Here is a 22,395-nt window from a genome sequence, read left to right on the forward strand (position 1 = left end):
AAAGCACATCCATAACAATTACCCGGGCACAGTCGGTGCAAAAGGGCTTTGCTAGGATTTTTAGCCACTAAGGGGTGCATACGGGTAATCTTATGCTAAAATCCTTGCGCTTTGTTTGGTGTGTGTGTCGGGGTTTTTACCATTTTGGGCGGGCGTTGTTGGCTCTGTGTAACCCCAAAAACTTAAAAGCTTTATTCAAGCGCAACAAACCCACCCCCTAAATCAAAAAGCGTTGTAGGCATCAGTGCATAACATGCTAAAATCCAAGGATGTTAGCACATTTTAAGACCCAATTTTTATTTCCTTTGGAGGGGTGTTTATGGATTTAGCGATGAATGTGGATGAGGGCTTGATCTCAATGGAGAGGGCGGTGCTCTCTGCGCTCTTAGACAAGCAAGACTATGAAGCCTTTGCAACCCAGTTGCACCCTTCTGATTTTTACTACCCCATCCACCAGCTTCTTTTTGAATTTTGCCAAGAATTGTACTTGGAGCAAAAACCCGTAGATGCGCGTTTTTTAAAGCAAAAAATCCAAATGCGCAACAATGAACAAGCTTTAGAGGCTTTAAGCATCATTTTAGGGACAAGCCCCCTTGCGGATTTGCAAGCCTACATCCGCGCCATTAAAGACGCTACTTTGCGGCGGCATCTGTTGCAACTCTCTTTAGACATCCGCACACAATGCTACCAAGACAAGGCGACAGAAGGCATTTTAGACAACATCGAAGCTACACTTTATCAAATGTCTTTGGAAAATAGCCCCGGGGGGTTTAAAGATGTGAGGCGGGTGGTGAAAGACACGCTCACTTTAATCAAAGAGGCCAAAGAGAAAGGCAACCAAAAGCTCACAGGGCTAGACACCGGTTTTTACGAATTAAACGAAAAAACGGGGGGGTTTCAACCCGGCGATTTGGTGGTGATTGGGGCGCGGCCGAGCATGGGCAAAACAAGTTTGGTGCTTAATTTAGCCCAAACAACCCTTAACCATAGACAAGGCGTGGCAATTTTTAGCATGGAAATGGGAGCAGAGCAGCTCATGATGCGCATGCTCTCTAGCAACACTTCTTTACATTTACACGATCTCAAAATAGGCAATTGTAACGATGAGGATTGGGAGAAACTGGCTTTCCACGCAGAGGCCATGAATCACAAACCGCTTTTTATTGACGATGTGAGCTTGCTGACGATACAGCACATCCGCTCTAAATTGCGCCAATTAAAAAACAAACACCCCGAAGTCGCCCTAGCCATCATCGATTATTTGCAACTGATGAGCGGCGAGAAGGGGGATTTAAAGCGCAACGAACAAATTGCCCAAATCAGTCGGGGGCTTAAAACCCTAGCCAGAGAGCTAAATGTCACCATCATCGCCTTATCCCAACTCAACCGCGCCTTAGAGAGTCGAGAGGATAGACGACCGATTTTATCCGACTTGAAAGAGAGCGGAGCTATCGAGCAAGATGCCGACCAAGTGCTGTTTCTCTACCGCGATGAGGTTTATAAAAAACGCGACCAAAACGACCGCCTAGCCAAGTTGCGCAAAGAAGGCAAGGATGAGGAAGCTAAGAAGTTAGAGAAACAATTTTACGAGGAAAAACAAGCCCACTATGAGGCCAATCAGGGCGTGGAGGGCGCAGAAATCATTTTGGCTAAGAATCGTAACGGCGACATTGGCACCATAAAAATAGGCTTTAATAAATCCTTTACCCGTTTTCAAGACCTGTCTAAAAAGGCAGATGAGCAGGGGGATCAAACGCCCACAAACATGGCCATGCCCATCATTGATGGTATCCCCTTCTAACAACTCCATTCTTCTACTACAAAGCCCCAAAGAAAAGGTGTGCGCCTTGGCCTTTTTGCTCGCCCTGTGTGCCTTTTCTTTTGCCTTGAAATACCAAGAATACCGCACACTTTCAAGCAAGAAACCCCTAGAATTGCACGCTCAGGTAGTGTTGCAATACCCAAAAAACGACTATTTTGTGTTAAAACTCAAAGACGCGCATGGCAATAATTTTTACACCACAAGCAAAGAAGACATCAAGGATTTGACCCACAGCTTTGTAAAAGCGTGGGGCAAAATGCGCCCTTGTTCCTTTTGGCAATTCTTAAAAGCTTGCTATTTTTACACCTTTAGGTTGTCCCTAAGCCCAAAGGACGACCCCACCATCTTGTGGCGCAATTTTATAAACGCCCAACACACAAGCCCGCTGATGGCAAATTTTTATAGGACTTTATTTTTGGCCGACCCCCTAGATAAAAACTTAAGGCAAGTGGTGGTGGGTTTTGGGGTGAGCCATTTAATCGCCATCAGCGGGTTTCACCTAGGGGTTTTGAGCGCGTTTTTCTTTTACCTCTTGAGCCCGCCTTATCAATTTTTACAACAACGCTACTTTCCTTATAGAAACCGCTATTTTGACTTAATGGCGGGGGTGCTGGTGCTTTTATTGGGCTATCTCATTTTGCTCCACTTCCAGCCCGCTTTTTTAAGGGCATTTGTCATGGCCTTAGTGGGCTTTATCTTGGTTTATGGCGGGGTGGCTTTGGTGCGTTTCGAGCTTTTGGGTTTGAGTGGATTGGCGTGTTTAGCCTTTGAGCCGTCTTTTGTGCGCCATGCAGGCTTTTGGCTCTCTATCGGTGGAGTGTTTTACATCTTTTTATTCATCAAGCACATGCCTAAAATGCCCGTTTGGCTCTACGCTTTGTTGTTTAACAGCTTGATTTTTATCCAAATGTTGCCCTTGGTGCATGCCTTCTTTGCCCCCTTTGGGGTGGCACAACTTAGCGGCATTGTGCTCTCCTTTGTCTTTGTGGTCTTTTTCCCCTTAGTGCTTAGTTTGCATGCGCTGCACTTGGGCGGGCTTTTAGATCCTTACTTGCTCCCCCTAGCGCATTTGTCCTTGCATTTAAAGTCCTTTTTCACCCCCTCTTGGTTTTTGCTCCCCTATTTATTTTTATCGCTTTTGAGCGTGCGTTTTATGTGGGCGTATGTGGCTTTGGGTGTGGCTGGTGTGGGGCTGTTGCTCTATCTGTTGATTTTCTAATTTTATGTTAAAATAGGGATTTTCAAAGAGGTTTTGATGTTGGAAAAGCTCAAGCTTTTGGGTAACTTGGTCGCCATCGAGCACACCGTTTTTTCAGGCATGTTTATTTTAATCGCCCTTGTGGTGGCTGGCCTGCAAGTACACTTGGGGGTTGTAGCGGGCCTACAAACTCTCTTGCTTTGCGCCCTAGCCTTGCTCTTTGCGCGCAATTTTGCGATGGGCTTTAACCGCCTAGTCGATCGCAAATTTGATATAAAAAATAAACGCACCCAAAACCGCCCCAGTGTGGATGGGCGCATAAATTTAACGACATTGCGGGTGTTTTGCGTGGCTAATGCGCTGTGCTTTGTGGGCGTGAGCTATGCGATCAACGCTTTGGCTTTTAAACTCTCGTTGCCCTTTTTGGCAATCTTGGCCGGCTACTCTTACATGAAACGCTTTAGCTACTTGGCGCACTTGGTGCTGGGCGTGTGTTTGGGGCTAGCCCCCATTGCGGGCGTGGTGGCGGTGCTTGGCACCATCCCGCTTTGGAGTGTGTGGCTTGCCTTTGGCGTGGCGTTTTGGGTCGCTGGCTTTGACTTGCTCTATTCCTTGCAAGATGTAGAGTTTGATCGCAAAGAGGGGCTTTATTCTGTACCGGCCGTCTTTGGAGAGCAGGTTACGCTTTGGGTGTCTAGGACATGCCATGCTTTGGCCGTGCTTCTTTGGGCAAGCTTTGTGCATAGCGCACATTTAGGAGGCGTGGCGTGGCTGGGCGTGGGGGTGTGTTTGGGGATTTTAATTTACGAGCAGTGGCTGGTGCTGAAAGACTTTAAAAACATCCCCAAAGCCTTTTTTGTGACGAATGGGTATTTGGGGGTCGTGTTTTTGGGCTTTGTTGTCATGGATCGGGGCTTGGCTTGGATTTAAACGTGTGCAGGCAACTTTGCCAAGAGCATGGGCATTTTACCCGCCTTGTGGCGGTGTCCTTGCCCCTAGAGTTTGCCCCTTTGCAAGCCGCGCATGAAAACGAGTATTTGCAATTAGGGCGGGCCGATGGCGGTTTCAATGCCCCTTGGGAGGTCTTTTACGGCAAAGATCGGGAGGACATCATTTTTAAAGCCCTCGCAGACATTTATAAGAAACTCATCCACATTGAGCGGTACTTGCACGAGAAAGACACCGCCTATTTGCCCTTAGAGGGGGCGGGGGTCGTGGGGGCTTTAGGGCATGGGGTTTTAGGCGTGGCTGATGGGGAGTTTAGCTTAGGAAAGCTTTATTACATGCGCACTAGACTCCCCCAAACCCCTTACAGAAGGCTAGGCTTCATCGCTAAAGCCTTCACCCCCATGTTGCTGAGTGTGGAGCGCATGCATTCCGCAGACATTAAAGATTGGGACAACCACATCGCCCAAAGAGAGTTAGAAAGTTTAAATGATAGAAAGGCTATGCATGGACTTGAATTTTAATGAAGTGATGTGGATTGTAGGGGGAGGGGTCGTTTTGGTGTTTATCTGCCTAGTGGCTTACAGCCATTTAAAGGATAAAGAGTTTGCGAGCAAAACGAAACAACTAGAAAAAGCCCTAGACACCATCAACCAAGAGATTTACAAAATCCGCAAGTGGATCCAAGAAAACGAAATGCAAGCCGAGTTCAACGCCTCGAATATCAGTACAAATGTCAAAAACGAGGTCAATACAAGTTTAAACACCAATTTAAGCAATCTCTACAACCACTTGCAAGAAATCCAAGACACCATGCACAAAGACAGAGACTATTTGGAGGAAAAAATCATCGTCTTAGAGAATAAATTTAAAGAATTGGGGCACTTCACGCCGGGCAGTGACGACATCGATGAAAAGCGCGTGATTCAGCTTTTTCGAGATGGACACAGCATCGACTCCATTGCCAAGGAATTGCGAATCAGCAAGGGGCAGATTGAATTTGTGTTGAAGTTGGCGGATTTACAATAGTGGCGCAGAGCAACACCCTATCACGGCTTTTTGGCAAATTCGCTAAACACGCCTTTATCCCTCCCGTGCAAAGGTTGATCAACGCCGTTTATGTCCGCATTTTTGGCATTAATTTAAACGGCTTTGCCCCCCTAAAAAGCTACTCCACCCTAAACGCTCTCTTTACAAGGGAGCTTAAAACCCCCCGCCCCATTGATTCCAACCCCGCTAGTTTAATCTCCCCCTGTGATGGCTTGGTGCGCGCGTGCGGGGCCATAGAGCATAATTTGGCCCTACAAATCAAGGGCATGAGTTATCGAGTGGGTGAGTTGCTGGGGCAAAACGAAAACTTAGAAAATTACAGCTATTTTAATTTTTACCTATCGCCCAGAGATTACCACCGCTTCCACGCCCCCTGTGATTTGCAGGTTACAGAGGTGCGCCACTTTTGTGGGGAGCTGCTGCCCGTGAATGCCCCCGCTTTAAAAAAACACCAAAAGCTGTTTATCCGCAACGAGCGGGTCGTGGTGGTGGCGCAAGATCATCGGGGAGAGATTTTATATTTTGTGGCGGTGGGGGCGCTCAATGTGGGGCAAATTGTGCTTAACTTCGATTCAAGCATACGCACCAACGCTAAAATCAAGCCAAACCCCCAAATTTACACCTACACCCCCCCCATCGCTTTAAAAAAGGGCGCGGAGTTGGGGCGCTTTGAGATGGGCTCGACCATTGTGTTGTTTGTGTCCAATGCGGCGTTAAACACAAGCGTGGAGCAACAAGTGCTTTTCTCGGCACCCATAGGTCTTTTAAAGGGGCTTTGATGCGTGGCACACAGATTAAACAGCTTTTAAAGGATTTAGACGCGCTCTTGGTGGCGCATTTTTACCAAAAGGATCGCATCGTCGCTTTGGCCGACATTGTGGGCGACAGCTTGCAATTGGCCCAAAAGGCGAGCGCTAGCCCTAAAAATCTTGTGGTCTTTTGTGGAGTGGGCTTTATGGGCGAGAGCTTAAAAATCCTAGCCCCGCAAAAAGAGGTCATCATGCCCAAGCTGGCGTGTTGCTCTATGGCAAAAATGCTTGAAGGGGCGGATTTTGATACAAGCCTAGAGCAACTTAGAAGCTTAGGCATTGAAGATCTCTTGCCCATCACTTACATTAACTCCAGCGCACGCATTAAAGCGAAGGTCGGCAAGGCGGGGGGTTTTGTTTGCACGAGCGCCAATGCGTCTAAGATTTTTGCACACGCGCAAAAATCTCAACAAAAAATCTTTTTCTTGCCCGATCGCTGTTTGGGGGTGAATTTAGCCCGCATGCACGGGCTTAAAAGCGCAATTCTAGGGCTAGATGGCCCTGAAACAATTAAAGAGGCTGAGGTCATTTGTTACAATGGCTTTTGCGCCGTGCATCAGCTTTTTAAGCCCAGCGACATAGAGTTTTTCCGCCAAAAATACCCCGATATTTTAATCGCCGTGCATCCCGAGTGCGCCCCTGAAGTGGTGCAGCTTGCCGACTTTGTGGGCTCAACCAGCCAAATTATAAACTTCGTGCAAAACTTGCCCTTAGAGCAAAAAGTCGCCGTAGGCACGGAAATTAACTTGATCAAACGCCTACGGCCCAAAAACACCTATGTGCTCTCCAGCAGTGTACCCGAGTGCCCCACCATGAACGAAACCGACCTAGACGACTTGTTTTCGGTGCTCAAAGCCTATAAAAACCACAGCCCCTATAATTGCATCAGCGTAGAAGCTGAAGTGGCGAAGTGGGCGAAAGTGGCGTTAGATAAAATGATGGAGCTTTCATGAAAGATTTACAAATACGGGCATTTTTACAAGATTGTTTGGCCGAGGATTTGGGAGCAGGGGATTTGTTTGCCCGCTTGGTGGAGTCTAAAGAAGTGCAAGCGGTGGTGCTCTCCAAAGATAGTGGGGTGTTTTCAGGGCAGGTTTATGCCACAGAGCTTTTAGAAATGATGGGGGTGAAATATGCGTGGAAAATTAACGACAAAGAGCACTTTAGCCCCAAGCAAGTTTTATTAGAAGTGGTGGCAGATTGGCGTTTGCTCTTGCAATTAGAGAGGGTGCTTTTAAACATCTTGCAACACAGTAGCGGGATTGCTACAAAAACCGCCGCCTTTGTGCGCCTCATTCAAGGGCTGCCCATTAGTCTATTAGACACGAGAAAAACCCGTCCGCTTTTAAGGGTGTTTGAAAAGTATTCGGTGCGCAATGGTGGGGCAAAAAACCACAGATTAGGCCTAGACGATGCTTTAATGGTGAAAGACACGCACTTAGCCCACATTGGCGATCTTAAAGCCTTCGTGCAAAAGGCGCGCCAAGAAATCCCATGGACTTCTAAAATCGAAATCGAGTGCAATAGTGTAGAAATGGCGCTCAAGGTCATGCAGGCGGGGGCGGACATTATCATGTGCGACAACATGGACATTGCGAGCATTAAAGAGGTTGTGGCCGAGCGCAACAAGCACCACCCCTTAGTGCTGCTAGAGGCCAGCGGGAACATCACAGAAGAAAGCGTGCAGGCCTACGCTCAAAGTGGGGTGGATGCGATCAGCAGTGGGGCTCTCATCCACCAAGCCGTGTGGGTGGATTTTAGTTTTAAAATTTAATGGATTTAGAGCAAGCCTTTTTAAAAACCCTTGAGAGCAGCGGGGTGGTGTGGGGCTTGGGCGATGATGGGGTGCGCTTAGACACCCATCAATGCGTGTATATGTTGGACTTATTCAGCGAGGGGGTGCATTTTAAGCGGGGGTGGTTAAATTGCGCACAAATCGGCTATAAGGCGGTGTGCGTGAATGTTTCGGATGCCATCGCGATGGCAGCTTGCCCTAAATACGCCTTGCTAGGCCTGCAACTTCCTAGAGGGTGCAATTTAGCAGAGATCAGGCAATTAGTGGCAGGGATCGCTAAGGCATGCCAAGAATTTAAAATTAAAATTGTGGGAGGGGACACCACGCTAGGCAAGGCCTTAAGTTTAAGCGTTACGCTCATTGCAAAAAGCCCCAAACCCCTAGAGCGCACAAAAATATGCCCCAAAGATTTATTGGTGCATACGGGCAAGCTCGGGCAGAGTTACAAAGACTTAAGGGCTCTTTTAAGAGGAGGCAGAGTGTCGCCTAAATCTAAATTTGTCTGCCCCAAACTACAAAACTTGTTAAAATTCATTTTGAGCGTACGCCCCTTTGTGCGTGCAGGGCTTGACATCTCTGATGGGCTTTTGGCCGAGTGTAACCGCTTGTCGCGCCTAAACAAGTTGGCTTGCAAATTAGACAAGCCTTACAATAAGGCCTATTTAAGCGGGGAGGAGTATGAGCTCTTATTGAGCGCGCCCCCTAGACATAAATTAGCTTTGCTTAGACGGGCAAAACAGCAGCGCGTCCAATTAAACTTTGTTGGGGTCGTGTGTCGGGGACTCTCGCACTACCGCCCTAAGATTTGGCACGCTTGAGGGCTTGCAGGGCTAAAACCCCCACTAAACACGCCCCAAGCCCCACAAAGTAGGGCAGTGGCATTAACAGCTTGGAGTTTAACAAGCCAAAAAGCCCGCCCAAAAACACCGCATAAGCCCCGATCTTAAGCCACCCTAAAGAGGTTTGCACGCCTAACCCAAAGGCAAAAAACTTAGAGGGTGTAGGCTCTTTGATCTCTTGTAATTTGCGCTTGAGTTGTTTATAGCCGGCCAACAAAATCAATAAAAAACTTAAAAAAGCCACCTCAAAACTCAGCACGCCAAGCCCCCCCCAGCGCCATAACACCCCCAAAGCGCACAGGAGATTAAAGCCAAACAAAAGCAAGGCGCACAGATAAGAACACATTAAAGGGGTCTGTATTTGGGATCGTTAGCCAAATCGTCTAACTCTTTTTTTGTCTGTTTGTAGGCCTTATAGACATTTAAGAGCGCTCCCCCCACGCCCCAAAAAACGCCTAGCCAAAAAAGCCAAGCCAGCCCAGTTAATTTCACCAAACCATAGCCAATGCCCACGCCCAACAAGAGCGCAACAACGATAGAAATGCCCAAACTCAAGGCGTTAGCCCCCTCAACGATGGGTTTAAATTTAGGGTCAGATTTGGTTTTGGATTTCATAAAAACTTTCTTGCGCCTTGCCTACGCACGCCTCGATGATGGACGCGTCCATAGGGGTGCAAATGAAGCTCGTTTCAAAGGCGGAGGCGGGCAAATACACGCCTTTTTGTAACATTTTTTGGTGGAAAGTGGCGTAAAGGGCGGTGTCAGATTGTCTAGCGTCCTCAAAATTTTGCACTTCTTTATCCGTGAAGAAAAAGCCAAACATGCTCCCCCTCACGCAAGTTTGCAACGCAAAACCACAAGAATTGGCCGCTTGTTTTAGCCCCTCGCAAAACTGGTGCGCCAAAACCTCTAAGCGCTCAAACAACTTAGGGTCTCTTTTGATTTTTTCTAAAGCCACAATGCCCGCTGCCACAGCCACGGGGTTACCACTTAGTGTCCCGGCCTGATAAACTCCGCCCACGGGGGCGAGCATGGCCATGATCTCTGCCCGCCCGCCAAAGCAGGCTAAGGGCAACCCGCCCCCGATCACCTTGCCAAAGGTTACCAAGTCGGGCACTAAATAGTGCAAGCCCTGCGACCCGCGCGCACTCGCCCTAAACCCGCTCATCACTTCATCAAAGATCAAAACCGCCCCATTTTGTTGGCAAATCTTTTGCAAGCCTTGCAAAAACTCTAATTTGGCGGGCACAAGCCCCATATTGCCCGCAATGGGCTCGATGATGACACCACCAATATTGCCTTCTTTAAAACACGCGCGCACAGAATCTAAATCGTTGTAGCGGGCAACTAAAGTGTGTTTGCTAAAATCTCTGGGCACCCCCAAAGAAGAGGGGTGTCCGAAAGTGGCGCATCCGCTGCCAGCACTCACCAACAAGCTGTCGCTGTGCCCGTGGTAACAGCCCTCAAATTTTAAAATGTCGTCCTTGCCGCTAAACGCCCGAGCAAGGCGAATAGCGCTCATGGTTGCTTCCGTCCCGCTGCTCACCAAGCGCACCTTCTCCACGCCCTCATAGCTGATCACTAGCTTTTTGGCTAAAGTGGTTTCTAGCTCTGTGGGCGCACCAAAGCTCAAGCCCCTTTGCAAAGTGCTAATGACCCTCTCTTCAATCTCAGAGTCGGCGTGCCCAAAGAGCAAGGGCCCCCAACTTTGCACAAAATCTACATAAGTGTTGCCATCCACATCAAAGAGCGAGAACCCTCGCCCCTTAAAGATGAAAGGGGGCACGCCCCCGACATTTTTAAACGCCCGCACGGGGGAATTTACCCCCCCCGCGATCACCTGCTTGGCTTCGTTAAAATCGTTGATGCTGTGTAAGAGCGGATGCTCCAACTCTTTTTTCATCGGGGTTTATTCTTTAACAGGGGCTTTAAAGCTGATTTCTACCTGCGACCAAGTGAGCTTTTCATGTTGCACGCTGCATTTTTCCGCAAGTTTGGCAAACTCGTGTTGCAAACCAAATTCTAAGATGTCGAGCACGCCAGTGGCGACCAATTCGTTGTTTTCGATTTTATAGCTCATAGGCACTTTCACGCTTTTGCCATTCATGATGACGCTTGCCAAAATCGTACCTTGTTTGTCGCCCTCCACGACATTTCTAAAAATGACCTTGAGGTTTTTGTTTTTAAAGAGATCAAAAAACGCTTCTTTGACATTTTTAGTTTTGGTCGCATCGTGCAGGTTTAACTGATCGACACTGATGGTTGCGCTCGCCTTGTCTAAAGTGTGGGCAATGGTAGAAGTGTCCTTGCCAAAGCGATAGAGCACATGGTCAAAAGTCCCCTTCACCCCCGCTTTATGCGCGGTTTTAAACGCTATAAATTCCATGCTCGCCTTACTCGTGTCTAAGCTTGCCGCCTGTACCAATCCATAAGCTAAAAACACACCTAATGCTAATTTTTTCATTGTCTCTCCTTTAATTTTGACCCGCCTATCATAACATGAAAACAAGATTTTAGGGTGTTTCAAGCGCATGTACGGGTGTCTTCCTTAGCAAACCGCAGAAAAACACGCAACCTAGCAAATAATCTAGCTTGAAACCCCACGCTTAAAGCCTGCAAGGCAAATACAAAGCACCTTTAAGGGCTCGCCTTTCGATCAAAGCCCTCAAGCGATGGGGTCCAAAGCCCCTTTCATTGTTGATTATGTAACCTCTTAGTCAGCTTTGGGGCGGGCAGAACCTTGAACTTTCACACATTTCATCCCTAAGAGCCCATAAAACCAAGGCCAAATTTCTTTTTTGACCACCGTATTGACCAACTCCCATTCTTGTTTGGCGACTCTCACACCACGCCTATACCCATTGGCTGCTATCGCATCTGCGGTAGCCTCAGAGTGAGCTGCTTGTGCCCAATTATTCGCCTGACTTTGGGCTTGTTGCAGGGCTTGCTGTTTCAAGTCATCGGCACTGCCATAGGGCCAAGTGAAGTAATCACACGCATACCCATAGACACTACGCATCTCCCCCGTTACAGGTTGGTTGGGTTTAATCTCTGCAATCTTAGTGGTACAGCCCGCAAGCAAGAGGACGGCTATCGCCCCCCCCCCCCATTTAACTAACAAAGAACGGCTACGCACAAAAAACTCCTTAAAAATTAAAATAGGCCTCTAAATCGGCTAAAAGCCACATTTTTTAAGCAAGTTTTTTAAACTTTTTAGCAGACCAACATAAAATTCTGACACACCTTAAGCGGGTTAAGCACAACACTTCTTGCATTACACCGTCTAAAAAGCGGGTGTTAATAGGGTGGGCGCTACGTGCCTTAAAGCGGATGCTATGCACAAAGCGGGCGCTACACGCCTTGAAGCGGGCGCTACGCACCCGCCCCCAAAACATTTTGCACAGTGGCTAGGTCTTTATCCCCCCGACCGCTTAAATTCACAAGGATTAAGCTTTCTTTTGTGCACTCTTTGGCGAGTTTGTAGGCGTGGGCTAAAGCGTGCGCGCTCTCTAAGGCGGGGATAATGCCCTCGCTTTGACTCAAGCGCACAAAGGCCTCTAAGGCTTCTGTATCGCTCACAGCCACATACTGCGCCCGCCCGCTTTGCTTTAAGTGGCTGTGCTCAGGACCCACTCCCGGGTAATCTAGCCCGGCTGAAATGCTATGACTCTCTAAAATCTGCCCCTCTTTGTCTTGCAAAATATAGGTCTTGCACCCGTGCAAAATCCCCACACTCCCCTTGCATAAAGTCGCCCCGTGTTTGTTTGTATCCAGCCCTAGCCCGCCCGGCTCCACGCCCACCAAACAGACGGCTTTATCGTCTAAAAAGCCCGAAAAAATGCCAATCGCATTAGACCCCCCGCCCACACAAGCGATCACGCTATCGGGCAATCTGCCTTCTTTTTGCAGAATCTGTGCCCTCGCCTCTGTGCCGATCACGCTCTGCAAGTGTTTGACCAACTGCGGGTAGGGGTGCGGGCCTGCAGCGGTGCCTAGCAAATAGTGCGTGGTTGTGTAAGAGCTTGCCCAATCTCTAAGGGCTTCGTTAATCGCGTCCTTTAAGCTGGCCGACCCGCTCTCTACGGGTTGCACCTTAGCCCCCAGTAGGCGCATTCTAAAGACATTCTGCTTTTGTCTTTCTATGTCCTTAGCCCCCATATACACCACGCACTCTAGCTTTAAAAGCGCACACGCGATCGCCGTAGCCACGCCGTGTTGCCCCGCCCCCGTTTCAGCAATTACCCGACTTTTACCCATTTGTTTAGCCAACAACGCCTGCCCGATTGCCTGATTTGTCTTGTGTGCCCCCCCGTGGATCAAATCCTCCCTTTTTAAATACAGTTTAACCTTTGGGTTAGGGCAAAAGTTTTTGACTAAAGTTAAGGGGCTGGGCCGCCCCACAAAGTCCTTTAAAAGCCCGCTAAAAGTGGCTTGAAACTCTGTATCTGTTAAAGAGTTTTTAAACGCCTGTTCTAACTGCGCTAGCGCGGGGACCAAGAGCTCTGGCACAAAGCCCCCTCCAAATTCTCCAAAGTAGCGATCCATCAATACTCCCGTAACATTTTCGCCACTTGGGCGATTTTTTGCGCACTCTTTTTACCCGGCGCACTCTCCACGCCTGAATTTAAATCCAAGCCCAAAGCCCCCGTGCCAACCGCTTTTTCTAAATTGCTTGCATTCAAGCCCCCTGCCAGCATAAAGGGGCGTTTAAAGCCCTCTAAAAGCCTCCATGAAAACGCCACGCCATTGCCCCCCGCCCTAGCCCCTTTGCTGTCAAAAAGGATTAAGGGGGTGTTTGGCGTGGAGGGGAGTTTGCGGGCGCGTAAATCCACACTCGCCACAGCCCACACGGGGCAGGTGAGGGCGTTTTGCAAAAAAGCCAACTCTTGTGGGTTGTAGCGTCCGTGTAGCTGCACCGCCTTAAGTCCTAGTTGGTAAGCCCTTTTAATGATGGTCGTAGGTTCGGCTTGCACAAACACCCCCACAAAGTCTAACTTAGGCACTTTTTTAATGAGTTTAGCGGCCTTTTTTGGGGGGATGTAACGGGGGCTTTGGGGGTCAAAGATGAGCCCGCCGTAAATAAAGCCGTTTTTATACACCGCCTTAGCGTCTTTGACTCGCTTGAGCCCACAGACTTTATTTTCTCCCAAGATGAGCTTTTTACAAGCCTTGTCTAGGTTTTTTTGCGCCATGAGCAAACTGCCCACTAAAAACCCCTGCACTTTGTGGCACAGTTGCTTCACCACAGCGTGCGAGCTTATGCCCGATTCGCTAATGATGGTTTTATTTTCAGGGATCAAAGGGGCGAGCTCTAAAGTCGTGTTTGTATCGACTTTAAGGGTCCTTAAATCCCGATTGTTGATTCCGATGATTGGGGCGTTTAAAGCGATGGCGCGTTGCACCTCAGCGGGGTTACTCACTTCTGTGAGCACCGCCATGTTTAAAGACTGGGCCAAATTAGCTAGGTCTGTATAGGATTTATCCTCAAGTACACTCAGCATCAATAAAACTGCATCCGCTCCCATGTAGCGTGCAAGGCGCACTTGAAAAGGGTCTATCACAAAATCCTTACACAAAAGAGGCTTTGTGGTGTGGGCGGCAACTGTGCGCAAATTCTCAAAGGCACCCTTAAAATACTTCTCATCGGTCAGCACCGAGATGCAAGTGGCGTGTTTTTCATAGACCTTAGCGATCTTTACCAAGTTAAAGGGGCTTCTAATCAAACCCTTAGAGGGGGAGGCCTGCTTGCACTCTAAAATAAAGCTGGTCCGCCGCTCTTGCAACGCCTCTTTAAAATCCCGCTGGCTGGGTTTAAGCACTTCGGGCAGGTTGTAACGATTTTTTAAGGCCTGCACCTCTAGTTTTTTGTGTTCTAACATGGTTTTTAGCAAGTCATGCATGGCTTAGTTGGATCATCCTTTGTAAATGAGTGTAGGCTTGTTTGCTCTCTAAACACTCCCTCGCCGCTCTTGCCCCCTCTTTAAAATCCCTCGCTCGCCCCGCAACAAACAACACCCCTGCCGTGTTTGCGATCACGCTTGATTTTTGCGCCTCTGTGCCCCCCCCTTGCAATAAGTCTAAGCAAATTTGCGCACTCTCTTGCACGCTCTTTACTTGTAGAGCCTCTAGGGGGTAACTCTTTAAGCCAAAATCGCTGGGGTTTAAGGCGTATTGTTTAATTTCCCCCTCTTTAAGCTCACAAACACAAGTGCTCCCGTGTAAGGCGATTTCATCGCTGCCCGCTCCATGCACCACTAAAGCCCGCTTTAAGCCCAAATCTTGCAAGGCGCACGCAAGAAGATAACACAGCTTAGGATCAGACACGCCCAAAAGTTGCGCCTTGGGGCGCAAGGGGTTTAGCAAAGGGCCTAGCAAATTAAAAAGCGTGCGGATTTTTAGGGCTTTTCTTAAGGGGGCGGCTTTGGCAAAACTGGGGTAAAAAAGCGGGGCAAAGAGAAAAGCAAAGTTGCCTAAATCTAGGCTTTGGCTCACCTGTTTGGGGCTTAGGCGGATATTAAAACCCAAGCACTCTAAAAGCTCTGCACTCCCACTCCCGCTAGAGCTGTAATTGCCCGCTTTTGCCATTTTCACGCCTAAACACGCACACACAAACGCGCTGATGGTGCTGATGTTAAAACTTTTCAACCCATCCCCGCCTGTCCCACAATTGTCGATCACCACAAAAGGGCAATGTAACGCTTGGCTCTCCTGCAAACATGCCCGCACACTAGAGGCGATCTCTTGCGGGCTTTCGCCCTTGCACTTGAGCGCAACAAGCAATGCCCCCAGCTCGACATCGCTAAACCCCCCTTGCAAAAGGGTTTGGAAAAACGCCTGCACCTGTTCCTCTTGTAAATCCTCTTTGGCGCAAAGTTGGTTGAGTAAATCCACAAAAAGGGGCATGTTCGTCTTTATCTTGGCATTTTTGGCAAGGCATAAAGGGCGATTATAGCACAAGCAACATAAAGCGCACCCGGCTTAACAACAAGGCCCCCCATCCCTTGCCAAGAGCCCCTTTCGCACTAATTTGTAAATTTCTTGGTGTAAGTGCCCTTGTCGGTGACAATCTCCATTTCCAAGACTTGGGAGGGGTCGCATTTTAAGCTATAAACGATTTTTTGGCCGTATTTGAGGGTGTGGTGAAAGAGCGGTTCTTTCTTAAATTTTTCTTTAAAATCATCGCCCACTTTGTGCATGATTTTGCAAGAATCGCCCCGATTGGGGATCACCTTTTTAATCAACACCTTTTCATCGTTCAGGGAGATGATCGTTAAAATCGTGCGATCTAGCATGTTGCCGATCAACTTGCCCCCACGGGGTTTATAACTGATTTTAAACTGCAAACTAGAGGCACCAAGTGCGCTCACAAGACTTAGGGCGAGTAAAGTTTTAAACATGGTCTTCCTTTTGGATTTCTTGGGACAATTCGGCTTCAACGGCTTGGGAAAAAACAGAGGTGTAGGATTGCTCGGGCAGATTGCTTTTAAAGCCGTGCAAAATGGTTAAATAGTGCTCTTCTGAGAGTTTGCCCTGGGCTAAAAGGTACTTAAGATAGAGCCAATAGGTGTTTAAGACGTCGCTTTGGCAATAGCTATTGATGCGCTCGAGTTGGGGCGGATCTTGGTAGTAAAGCTTATAGACTTCATCCCCGCTCACATCGTATTTACCCGGCAGGCCACACACCCCACACACCCCGTCTAAACTAAGCCCTTTGGCTGGGCCAAAGTGTGTCAGGCTGTCTAATAAGTCGGTGTGGAATTCCTCGCTGTAACGGTAGCGGTAATTCTCCCATTTGCTCTCTTGGGCGTAAAAGGCATGGGCATCTAGGTTGTAGGCCAAAGCCTTTAGCATTAAAAGGGGCAGGTCAAACACCCGCCCATTAAAAGTGACGAGTTGGGGTTGGTATTTGTTAAAAAAGGCCAAAAAGTCAGCCACAAGACTCCTTTCCGTGTTGCCCCCCTTGCCAAAGTTGCCCACGCGCTTAAAAGACCCGCCCGGCTCTGCCAATACACTAGCGATGCTCACAATTTGGTGGAAAAATAGGGGCGGGAAAGTGCTTTTATGCTTGTCTTCACACCACTTAAAAAACGCTTCACAAGTCTGCAAGGGGTCATCAGCCACACACTCGGGGCAGTGCTTGGCGATGAGGGCTAAATTTGGGACACTCTCAATGTCTAAAACGCAGATGAGGCGCATGGACAACTTTCATCAGGGATTAAATGGCCTATCTTAACTAAACTTTGCAAACAAAGCTGCCCTAAACGCCATTATTGCGAATTAATTGCTATATAATTGCTATAATAGCTGGCTAATTGACAAAGGACTTCCATGATCACCCCCAAAACCTTGAGTGGCTTTAAAGACAGGCTTCCTAAAGAGGCGATGGCTAAACAAACGGTGCTTGAAAAGCTCGCCCGCGTGTTTAAAAGCTTTGGGTTTGTACCCATTGAAACCCCGCACTTAGAATATGCCCACATTTTGACCCAAGAAGAGGGCGACATCCAAAAAGAAATTTATTTATTCAAAGACCATGGCAAAAGGGAGGTGGGTTTGCGCTTTGACCAAACCATCCCCCTAGCCCGCTTCATCGCCCAGCACCACCACGCTTTGGGCTTGCCCTTTAAACGCTACGCCATTGGCAATGTTTTTAGGGGGGAGCGGGCGCAAAGGGGGCGCTATCGGGAATTTACCCAGTGCGATTTTGACTTCATCGGCAGCCATAGCCTGTTGTGCGATAGCGAGGTGATTCAAGTCATCATCTCTAGCTTAAAAGCCCTAGATTTGGAGGAGTTTTGCGTGTGGATCAACCACCGCAAAATCTTAAATGGGTTGTGTGCCCACTTTGGTTTGCACTCTGATGAGGAGGTGATCACTTTCCTACGCATTGTGGATAAACTGAGCAAAATCGGGCAACAGGGCGTGCTATTAGAGCTTGGGGTGCACTTTAACCAAGACTTCAAACCCCTTTTAGAAATTTTAAACACCAAACAACAAGAGGACAGCGCAGAGTTCTTTAAAAGCGTGGCGCATTTAAAAGAGCTGCACCCCTTAGTGAAAGAGGGCTTGGAGGAGTTGGAAGCGTTGTTTAGCTTGCTCTTAAGCCTAGAGATCGACCCCGACCACTTCAAGGTGGATTTTTCCATCGCTAGGGGGCTTGGCTATTACACGGGCATCATTTACGAAACCACGCTCAACCAGCTCACAAGTTTAGGCAGTGTGTGCTCGGGGGGGCGCTACGACAATTTAGCCCGCAGTTTTAGCCCGCAGAATTTGCCCGGCGTGGGGGCATCGATTGGGTTAGATCGCTTGTTGGTGGCGCTGGAGGAGTTGGAGTTAGTGGAGAATAAATCCACGAGCGCAAGGGTCTTAGTGGTGTGTATGCAGGCCGAGTACTTTGCCTACGCGAGCCAAATCGCGCAGAAGTTCCGCCAAAGCGAGATCAACACCGAGCTATACCCCGAGATTGAAAAATTAAAAAAACCCTTTAGTTACGCCAACCATAGAGGGCATGAGTTTGTGGTGGTGTTAGGAGAAGAAGAAGTGAAAAAAGAGAGTTTAACTTTAAAAAACATGACAACGGGCGTGCAATTTAACCATTTGAGCTTTTTAAGAGCCTTGAGTATGGTGAGCGAATGAAAACTTATAACATTGCTTTAGTGGGCGCAAGCGGGGCTGTGGGCGCAGAGCTCATTGGCATTTTAGAGGAAATGGATTTTCCTATTGGGCGGTTTGTACCCCTTGTGAGCGCGCGCAGTGCGGGGCAAAAAATCCACGCTTTCAGCCAAGAATACACTCTAGAGCAAGCCACGCCAGAAAGCTTTCAGGGCATTGACATTGCCTTTTTCAGCGCAGGGGCAAAGGTGAGTGAGCAGTTAGCCCCCATGGCCGTCAAGACGGGGGCGGTGGTGATCGACAACACGAGCTTTTTTCGCCTTGAGCAGGGCGTGCCCCTAGTGGTGCCTGAGGTCAATCCCCAAGATTTAGACACCGCCACAAAGGGGATCGTCTCTAACCCAAATTGCTCCACCATCCAAATGGTGCAGGTGTTGAATCCTTTACATCAAGCTTTTGGCATTGTTCGAGTCGATGTCAGCACCTATCAGGCCGCTAGCGGGGCGGGCAAAAGGGGCTTAGAGGAGTTGCAGGCACAAATGGCTGGCAGCACATACGCGCAGGTGTTCCCCCACCCTTTAGCGTTGAATGTGATTCCCCAAATCGATGTTTTTATGCCTAGTGGCTACACCAAAGAAGAGCTAAAAATGGTGCGTGAAACGCATAAAATCATGCACGCTAGCTTTGCCATCAGTGCCACTTGTGTGCGCGTGCCCGTGCTAAGAAGCCACAGCGAGAGCATTAGCATCTGCTTTAAAACCCCCGTAAGCGCCAAAGAAGCGCAAGAAGTGCTAAGAGGCGCGCCCAATGTCGTTTTGGTAGATGAGCCCGAGCAAAAGCTCTACCCGATGCCCATCACGGCCACAAGCACGGATCAAACTTTCGTGGGCAGGGTAAGAGGCGATCTCTTTGACCCGCACATTTTGCATCTATGGTGTGTTGCCGATCAGCTAAGGGTGGGTGCAGCGACAAACGCCGTTAGAATCGCCCTAGAGTGGATCAAGACCCATTAGGGAGCTGTTTAAGAGTCTGCAAGACTCCTGAAAAGTCGGGTTTTTTAATGCCCCGCTTTTTTAAGTAAGCTTCATCGATTCTTTTCCAAATAAAGGTTTTGCCAAAAAAACCCCGCCGATCCAAACTTGGCAAAAACTTTAAATCCCCGTTTTTGTCTTGGTGGATCTGCACATAGTAGGTGCGCCCATCGTAGAAGTTGTAGGCCTTGCCATCTTTGTAGGTGTTGCCACACACACGGGTGAGGCCATATAAAAACACCACTCCCTTATCGCTTCTGTTTCTTAGGGCGGGGTCTTTGTTGTAAATGTCTTTTCCAGCGGGCGAGCCGTCTGTATTGGCGATCCCATAGGCGTAGTAGCGATCCCCGTATTTAAAGAACTCCACATAGGAGCTTTTCATGTATAAAAAGGCTTGGGTTTTGTAAATGCCGTCTAAATTTTCCGCCAACAAGGGCAAGCTCACGCTCACCACAAAAAACAAACACTTCATAAAAACTCTATAACTTAAATTTAATGAGATTGACAGGGACTTTCACCACAACTTTATAGACAAGACCGGGTTTTTTGGCTTCTGTGGTGTGTGCATCGTTGGGGAATAAAATCGCGAGCAATCCAGCGTGCAAGGGCACTTGATAACATAGGCTGTTGCGTTGGTAGGTTTCTTGATCCTTTTCTAAGTTATAAGGCTCTTGTGCGCTTAAATCTGTTTTGTCGGCTAGGTGTAAAATCTCCTCACCCAGCACGACTAGTAAAAAATCTATGTGTGCCCTGTGCGTTTCAAGTGCGCCCAGCTCAGGAGTATAGACAATCTCAATCGCGCGCATGCCCGCTGTCAATTCTTTTACCATTGAGCTGGCTTGCCTTTGCAACAAGGCTTGGCAAGCGGGGTGCTTAGGGTCGCTCACTTGCTTCAAGTAAGTGTAAAGGTCCTCTAACTCTTGGGTTTTAGAAAACAAGCCCTGCAAAGAGCTCAATTTACCAATCACCGCCATTTTCTCTCCAAAATCTTATTTAGCGGATTCTAGCAAAAAAGCCCAAATGAAGGGCAAACTTAAGCCAACAAGGCAGCCTTGAGCTCGGCGGTGTTTGTGATGGTGTAGGTGGGCTTAGAGCTTAGGCGTTTGTTGAGGTTTTTAAGAACATTCGTGCCAAACTCCACATAAAAAGAGTCTTCTTTTTCGCACACCTCTAGGCAATCTTTGTAGCGCACGGGCTGGGTGAGTTGCACGCCCAAGCACTCCAGTGCCTCTGCCTTGTCCTTATAGACTTGGGTTGTGGTGTTAGACACCACGCCAAAGTTGTAGCTGTCTTTTAAATGTTGCTCTAGTAGGACTTTAAAAGGTTGCACCATCGGCTCTAAAAGGGGGCAATGGCTCACGACATTCATGGGCAACAACACGAGCTTTTTTGCCCCAAAGCTTTTAGGCTCTAGGCTTTGTAAATACGCCTTCGCCCCGGCCAGCACGATTTGAGATCCATTAAAATTAGCGGCATAGAGCACCTGCCCGGCTTCTCTAGCTTGCAAACAAAAGGACTCTAAGAGGGCAACGTCCGCTCCAAGCACCGCTAGCATGCCCATCTCTTGCCCCATTTTAGCGCACACCTCTTCCATCAAACGCCCCCGCTCAAAGACAAGTTTTAAGCCACTTTCTAAATCCAATGCCCCACTCGCGCCATTGGCGCTGATCTCGCCCAAAGAGTGGCCTAGGGCTAGTTGTGGGGTTTTGCCCCCCTCTTGTTTATACACTTCATAAGCCATGAGCGACACTAAAAAGATCGCGCTTTGGGTGTAGGCACTTTGGTTGATTAGGGGGTTTTCGCTCCAAAGGAGTTTAGCCATGTCGGTATGTAGTTGGTCGCTCGCCCTCTCACACATCTGTTTAGCCAAACCAAAATTGGCGCATAAATCCTGCCCCATGCCGATCGTTTGTGAGCCTTGCCCGCCAAAAAGTGCCACCATGTTACTCTCCTTGTTGCTCTAAGCCTTGCGCCTGCGCGTGGGCGATCAAGGGTTCGATCACGGGGTCTAAATTGCCCGAAAGCATCAACTCTTCTAGGCTGTATAAAGTCAAATTAATGCGGTGATCGCTTAGGCGGTTTTGCGGGTAGTTGTAAGTGCGGATGCGCTCGCTTCGGTCCCCACTGCCCACTTGCATTTTGCGACTCGCGGAGTTGGCCTCTTGTTGCTCCTCGATCTGCTTTTCATACAAGCGGGCTTTTAAAATCTTCAACGCCTTGTCGCGGTTTTTGTGTTGGGATTTTTCATCTTGCATGGACACACTGATTCCGGTGGGCACATGCGTGATCCTCACTGCCGAGTCGGTTGTATTCACACACTGCCCGCCATGCCCACCTGCCCTAAAAACCTCAATGCGCAAGTCGCTGGGGTTGATGTTCACCTCCACATCGTCCACTTCGGGCATGATCGCCACGGTGACGGCAGAGGTGTGGATACGCCCTTGCGACTCGGTTTCAGGCACCCTTTGCACGCGGTGCGTGCCCGCTTCAAATTTGAGCCTTGAATACACCCCCTGCCCCTTGATCAAGGCGATCATCTCCTTATACCCGCCCACGCTGTTTTCACTCGAGCTTACGATCTCCACTTTCCAGCGTTTCAAGTCGGCGTAACGGCAATAGGCCTTAAACAAGTCGCCCACGAAAATCCCCGCCTCATCGCCGCCTGTGCCCGCTCTTAGCTCTAAGTAAATGTTTTTATTGTCATTGGGGTCTTTGGGGATAAGCAGTACTTTAATGCGCTCCTCTAGGGCGTTTTTCTCCTCCTCTAGAGCCTTAAGCTCCTCCTTAGCCAGTTCGCCCAATTCCTTATCTTCTAGGAGCGCCCTATTCTCTTGGATGCCTTCTAAAATCTGTAAATAGGCTTTGGCGGCTTGGGCCAACTCCTCCAGCCCCGCTTGCTCTTTGCTTAGGGCGGTGAGCTGCTTGATGTCGGCTAAAACTTCAGGTTGGGTAAGAGAGTGGGCGAGCGCATCGTAACGATCCACGATGGCTTGGAGTTTGCTAGAGAGCACAGCTTAGGCGTTGGCTAGGGCGATTTTTTTCACGCTGGCGTTGAGGCGGGACACTTTCCTAGAAGCGGTGTTTTTCTTTAAAACCCCTTTGCTCACGAATTTATGCAATTCTTTATTCGCCACTTTTAAAGCGTCTTGGGCTTTAGGCACATCGTGGCTGGCGATGGCCTCTCTCACGGCTTTTACGACGTTTTTAATGCGGGTTTTATAAAAGCGGTTGCGCTCAGTGCGCTTAATGGTTTGGCGAATCCTTTTTTCGGCGGATTTATGGTTAGCCACTATT

The 22,395-nt window shown here is 48.6% G+C and carries 27 protein-coding genes; 12 read left to right on the forward strand and 15 right to left on the reverse strand.

Annotation, left to right across the window (positions count from 1 at the left end):
* Positions 1-92: 92 nt before the first annotated feature.
* The 10 genes from HAL07_RS08295 to HAL07_RS03920 all read left to right on the forward strand — a co-directional run bounded on the left by HAL07_RS08295 (position 93) and on the right by HAL07_RS03920 (position 8,437).
* Positions 93-221 carry a hypothetical protein gene (locus HAL07_RS08295; protein ID WP_264828398.1) on the forward strand — a complete coding sequence of 43 codons (129 nt, stop codon included), beginning with the start codon at positions 93-95 and terminating at the stop codon, positions 219-221.
* Between the two features lie 98 nt (positions 222-319).
* The gene (gene dnaB, locus HAL07_RS03880; protein ID WP_053945178.1) at positions 320-1,801 is read left to right on the forward strand and encodes a replicative DNA helicase; all 1,482 of its coding nucleotides are present in this window, start codon (positions 320-322) and stop codon (positions 1,799-1,801) included.
* A 37-nt stretch (positions 1,802-1,838) separates the two neighbouring features.
* Positions 1,839-3,041 carry a ComEC/Rec2 family competence protein gene (locus tag HAL07_RS03885; RefSeq protein ID WP_238374486.1) on the forward strand — a complete coding sequence of 401 codons (1,203 nt, stop codon included), beginning with the start codon at positions 1,839-1,841 and terminating at the stop codon, positions 3,039-3,041.
* Positions 3,042-3,077: 36 nt separating this feature from the next.
* Entirely contained in the window at positions 3,078-3,950 is an 873-nt protein-coding gene (mqnP, locus tag HAL07_RS03890) for a menaquinone biosynthesis prenyltransferase MqnP (RefSeq protein ID WP_053940630.1), read from the forward strand.
* Positions 3,941-4,489: a hypothetical protein gene (locus tag HAL07_RS03895; RefSeq protein ID WP_104707805.1), complete on the forward strand. Its 549-nt coding sequence runs from the start codon at positions 3,941-3,943 to the stop codon at positions 4,487-4,489. Before mqnP ends, HAL07_RS03895 begins: the two co-directional genes overlap by 10 nt.
* A complete protein-coding gene (locus tag HAL07_RS03900; protein WP_053940593.1) occupies positions 4,473-4,994 on the forward strand; it encodes a helix-turn-helix domain-containing protein in 522 nt (173 codons plus the stop codon). Before HAL07_RS03895 ends, HAL07_RS03900 begins: the two co-directional genes overlap by 17 nt.
* Positions 4,994-5,794, forward strand: coding sequence for a phosphatidylserine decarboxylase (locus tag HAL07_RS03905; protein WP_053945179.1), 801 nt, complete (start codon positions 4,994-4,996; stop codon positions 5,792-5,794). The genes HAL07_RS03900 and HAL07_RS03905 overlap by 1 nt, the downstream gene beginning before the upstream one ends.
* A complete protein-coding gene (gene nadA, locus HAL07_RS03910) occupies positions 5,794-6,777 on the forward strand; it encodes a quinolinate synthase NadA (protein ID WP_053945180.1) in 984 nt (327 codons plus the stop codon). Before HAL07_RS03905 ends, nadA begins: the two co-directional genes overlap by 1 nt.
* Positions 6,774-7,598 carry a carboxylating nicotinate-nucleotide diphosphorylase gene (nadC, locus tag HAL07_RS03915; RefSeq protein ID WP_053940590.1) on the forward strand — a complete coding sequence of 275 codons (825 nt, stop codon included), beginning with the start codon at positions 6,774-6,776 and terminating at the stop codon, positions 7,596-7,598. The genes nadA and nadC overlap by 4 nt, the downstream gene beginning before the upstream one ends.
* Positions 7,598-8,437 (forward strand): thiamine-phosphate kinase, encoded by an 840-nt coding sequence (locus HAL07_RS03920; RefSeq protein WP_053945181.1) that lies wholly within the window; start codon positions 7,598-7,600, stop codon positions 8,435-8,437. The genes nadC and HAL07_RS03920 overlap by 1 nt, the downstream gene beginning before the upstream one ends.
* Here HAL07_RS03920 and HAL07_RS03925 read toward each other — a convergent pair.
* The 10 genes from HAL07_RS03925 to HAL07_RS03975 form a co-directional block, all read right to left on the reverse strand.
* On the reverse strand, positions 8,418-8,804 hold the full coding sequence (locus HAL07_RS03925; RefSeq protein WP_053940588.1) for a hypothetical protein: 387 nt from the start codon (positions 8,802-8,804) through the stop codon (positions 8,418-8,420). The genes HAL07_RS03920 and HAL07_RS03925 overlap by 20 nt on opposite strands.
* Positions 8,804-9,073, reverse strand: coding sequence for an AtpZ/AtpI family protein (locus HAL07_RS03930; protein ID WP_053940587.1), 270 nt, complete (start codon positions 9,071-9,073; stop codon positions 8,804-8,806). The genes HAL07_RS03925 and HAL07_RS03930 overlap by 1 nt, the downstream gene beginning before the upstream one ends.
* Positions 9,051-10,361: a glutamate-1-semialdehyde 2,1-aminomutase gene (hemL, locus tag HAL07_RS03935; RefSeq protein ID WP_053945182.1), complete on the reverse strand. Its 1,311-nt coding sequence runs from the start codon at positions 10,359-10,361 to the stop codon at positions 9,051-9,053. The genes HAL07_RS03930 and hemL overlap by 23 nt, the downstream gene beginning before the upstream one ends.
* 6 nt (positions 10,362-10,367) lie before the next feature.
* On the reverse strand, positions 10,368-10,922 hold the full coding sequence (locus HAL07_RS03940; protein WP_053940585.1) for a YceI family protein: 555 nt from the start codon (positions 10,920-10,922) through the stop codon (positions 10,368-10,370).
* A 249-nt stretch (positions 10,923-11,171) separates the two neighbouring features.
* Positions 11,172-11,594, reverse strand: a complete 423-nt coding sequence (locus HAL07_RS03945) for a hypothetical protein (protein ID WP_053945183.1) — start codon at positions 11,592-11,594, stop codon at positions 11,172-11,174.
* Positions 11,595-11,830: 236 nt separating this feature from the next.
* A complete protein-coding gene (gene trpB, locus HAL07_RS03955) occupies positions 11,831-13,003 on the reverse strand; it encodes a tryptophan synthase subunit beta (RefSeq protein WP_053945185.1) in 1,173 nt (390 codons plus the stop codon).
* Positions 13,003-14,358 (reverse strand): bifunctional indole-3-glycerol-phosphate synthase TrpC/phosphoribosylanthranilate isomerase TrpF, encoded by a 1,356-nt coding sequence (gene trpCF, locus HAL07_RS03960; RefSeq protein WP_053945186.1) that lies wholly within the window; start codon positions 14,356-14,358, stop codon positions 13,003-13,005. The genes trpB and trpCF overlap by 1 nt, the downstream gene beginning before the upstream one ends.
* Entirely contained in the window at positions 14,351-15,361 is a 1,011-nt protein-coding gene (trpD, locus tag HAL07_RS03965; RefSeq protein WP_053945187.1) for an anthranilate phosphoribosyltransferase, read from the reverse strand. Before trpD ends, trpCF begins: the two co-directional genes overlap by 8 nt.
* 119 nt (positions 15,362-15,480) lie before the next feature.
* The gene (locus tag HAL07_RS03970; RefSeq protein ID WP_053940938.1) at positions 15,481-15,855 is read right to left on the reverse strand and encodes a hypothetical protein; all 375 of its coding nucleotides are present in this window, start codon (positions 15,853-15,855) and stop codon (positions 15,481-15,483) included.
* On the reverse strand, positions 15,848-16,654 hold the full coding sequence (locus HAL07_RS03975) for a 3'-5' exonuclease (protein WP_053940937.1): 807 nt from the start codon (positions 16,652-16,654) through the stop codon (positions 15,848-15,850). The genes HAL07_RS03970 and HAL07_RS03975 overlap by 8 nt, the downstream gene beginning before the upstream one ends.
* 132 nt (positions 16,655-16,786) lie before the next feature.
* On the opposite strand from HAL07_RS03975, the gene hisS reads away from it, so the two are divergent.
* Both hisS and HAL07_RS03985 read left to right on the forward strand, forming a co-directional pair.
* Positions 16,787-18,094 (forward strand): histidine--tRNA ligase, encoded by a 1,308-nt coding sequence (hisS, locus tag HAL07_RS03980; RefSeq protein WP_053945188.1) that lies wholly within the window; start codon positions 16,787-16,789, stop codon positions 18,092-18,094.
* A complete protein-coding gene (locus HAL07_RS03985; protein WP_053945189.1) occupies positions 18,091-19,083 on the forward strand; it encodes an aspartate-semialdehyde dehydrogenase in 993 nt (330 codons plus the stop codon). The genes hisS and HAL07_RS03985 overlap by 4 nt, the downstream gene beginning before the upstream one ends.
* On the opposite strand, the gene HAL07_RS03990 is transcribed toward HAL07_RS03985, so the two are convergent.
* The 5 genes from HAL07_RS03990 to rpsT are packed head-to-tail and all read right to left on the reverse strand — an operon-like array spanning position 19,070 to position 22,391.
* Positions 19,070-19,573 carry a DUF2147 domain-containing protein gene (locus tag HAL07_RS03990; protein WP_053945190.1) on the reverse strand — a complete coding sequence of 168 codons (504 nt, stop codon included), beginning with the start codon at positions 19,571-19,573 and terminating at the stop codon, positions 19,070-19,072. The genes HAL07_RS03985 and HAL07_RS03990 overlap by 14 nt on opposite strands.
* 7 nt (positions 19,574-19,580) lie before the next feature.
* On the reverse strand, positions 19,581-20,075 hold the full coding sequence (locus HAL07_RS03995) for a YhcH/YjgK/YiaL family protein (RefSeq protein ID WP_053945191.1): 495 nt from the start codon (positions 20,073-20,075) through the stop codon (positions 19,581-19,583).
* 59 nt (positions 20,076-20,134) lie between these two features.
* Positions 20,135-21,043 (reverse strand): ACP S-malonyltransferase, encoded by a 909-nt coding sequence (locus tag HAL07_RS04000; protein WP_053945192.1) that lies wholly within the window; start codon positions 21,041-21,043, stop codon positions 20,135-20,137.
* 1 nt (position 21,044) lies between these two features.
* The gene (prfA, locus tag HAL07_RS04005; RefSeq protein WP_015106083.1) at positions 21,045-22,112 is read right to left on the reverse strand and encodes a peptide chain release factor 1; all 1,068 of its coding nucleotides are present in this window, start codon (positions 22,110-22,112) and stop codon (positions 21,045-21,047) included.
* A 3-nt stretch (positions 22,113-22,115) separates the two neighbouring features.
* Positions 22,116-22,391: a 30S ribosomal protein S20 gene (gene rpsT, locus HAL07_RS04010; protein ID WP_015106084.1), complete on the reverse strand. Its 276-nt coding sequence runs from the start codon at positions 22,389-22,391 to the stop codon at positions 22,116-22,118.
* Between the last annotated feature and the right edge of the window lie 4 nt (positions 22,392-22,395).

Source organism: Helicobacter ailurogastricus, assembly GCF_001282945.1.
In the GTDB taxonomy this organism is placed as follows: Bacteria; Campylobacterota; Campylobacteria; order Campylobacterales; family Helicobacteraceae; genus Helicobacter; species Helicobacter ailurogastricus.

Bases quoted from the DNA above. Each gene is read 5' to 3' on its own strand.
- HAL07_RS08295 (WP_264828398.1), top strand. From the start codon at position 93: ATGCTAAAATCCTTGCGCTTTGTTTGGTGTGTGTGTCGGGGTTTTTAC.
- dnaB (WP_053945178.1), top strand. From the start codon at position 320: ATGGATTTAGCGATGAATGTGGATGAGGGCTTGATCTCAATGGAGAGG.
- mqnP (WP_053940630.1), top strand. From the start codon at position 3,078: ATGTTGGAAAAGCTCAAGCTTTTGGGTAACTTGGTCGCCATCGAGCAC.
- HAL07_RS03900 (WP_053940593.1), top strand. From the start codon at position 4,473: ATGGACTTGAATTTTAATGAAGTGATGTGGATTGTAGGGGGAGGGGTC.
- nadA (WP_053945180.1), top strand. From the start codon at position 5,794: ATGCGTGGCACACAGATTAAACAGCTTTTAAAGGATTTAGACGCGCTC.
- nadC (WP_053940590.1), top strand. From the start codon at position 6,774: ATGAAAGATTTACAAATACGGGCATTTTTACAAGATTGTTTGGCCGAG.
- HAL07_RS03920 (WP_053945181.1), top strand. From the start codon at position 7,598: ATGGATTTAGAGCAAGCCTTTTTAAAAACCCTTGAGAGCAGCGGGGTG.
- HAL07_RS03925 (WP_053940588.1), bottom strand. From the start codon at position 8,804: ATGTGTTCTTATCTGTGCGCCTTGCTTTTGTTTGGCTTTAATCTCCTG.
- HAL07_RS03930 (WP_053940587.1), bottom strand. From the start codon at position 9,073: ATGAAATCCAAAACCAAATCTGACCCTAAATTTAAACCCATCGTTGAG.
- hemL (WP_053945182.1), bottom strand. From the start codon at position 10,361: ATGAAAAAAGAGTTGGAGCATCCGCTCTTACACAGCATCAACGATTTT.
- HAL07_RS03940 (WP_053940585.1), bottom strand. From the start codon at position 10,922: ATGAAAAAATTAGCATTAGGTGTGTTTTTAGCTTATGGATTGGTACAG.
- trpB (WP_053945185.1), bottom strand. From the start codon at position 13,003: ATGGATCGCTACTTTGGAGAATTTGGAGGGGGCTTTGTGCCAGAGCTC.
- trpCF (WP_053945186.1), bottom strand. From the start codon at position 14,358: ATGCATGACTTGCTAAAAACCATGTTAGAACACAAAAAACTAGAGGTG.
- trpD (WP_053945187.1), bottom strand. From the start codon at position 15,361: ATGCCCCTTTTTGTGGATTTACTCAACCAACTTTGCGCCAAAGAGGAT.
- HAL07_RS03970 (WP_053940938.1), bottom strand. From the start codon at position 15,855: ATGTTTAAAACTTTACTCGCCCTAAGTCTTGTGAGCGCACTTGGTGCC.
- HAL07_RS03975 (WP_053940937.1), bottom strand. From the start codon at position 16,654: ATGCGCCTCATCTGCGTTTTAGACATTGAGAGTGTCCCAAATTTAGCC.
- hisS (WP_053945188.1), top strand. From the start codon at position 16,787: ATGATCACCCCCAAAACCTTGAGTGGCTTTAAAGACAGGCTTCCTAAA.
- HAL07_RS03985 (WP_053945189.1), top strand. From the start codon at position 18,091: ATGAAAACTTATAACATTGCTTTAGTGGGCGCAAGCGGGGCTGTGGGC.
- HAL07_RS03990 (WP_053945190.1), bottom strand. From the start codon at position 19,573: ATGAAGTGTTTGTTTTTTGTGGTGAGCGTGAGCTTGCCCTTGTTGGCG.
- HAL07_RS03995 (WP_053945191.1), bottom strand. From the start codon at position 20,075: ATGGCGGTGATTGGTAAATTGAGCTCTTTGCAGGGCTTGTTTTCTAAA.
- HAL07_RS04000 (WP_053945192.1), bottom strand. From the start codon at position 21,043: ATGGTGGCACTTTTTGGCGGGCAAGGCTCACAAACGATCGGCATGGGG.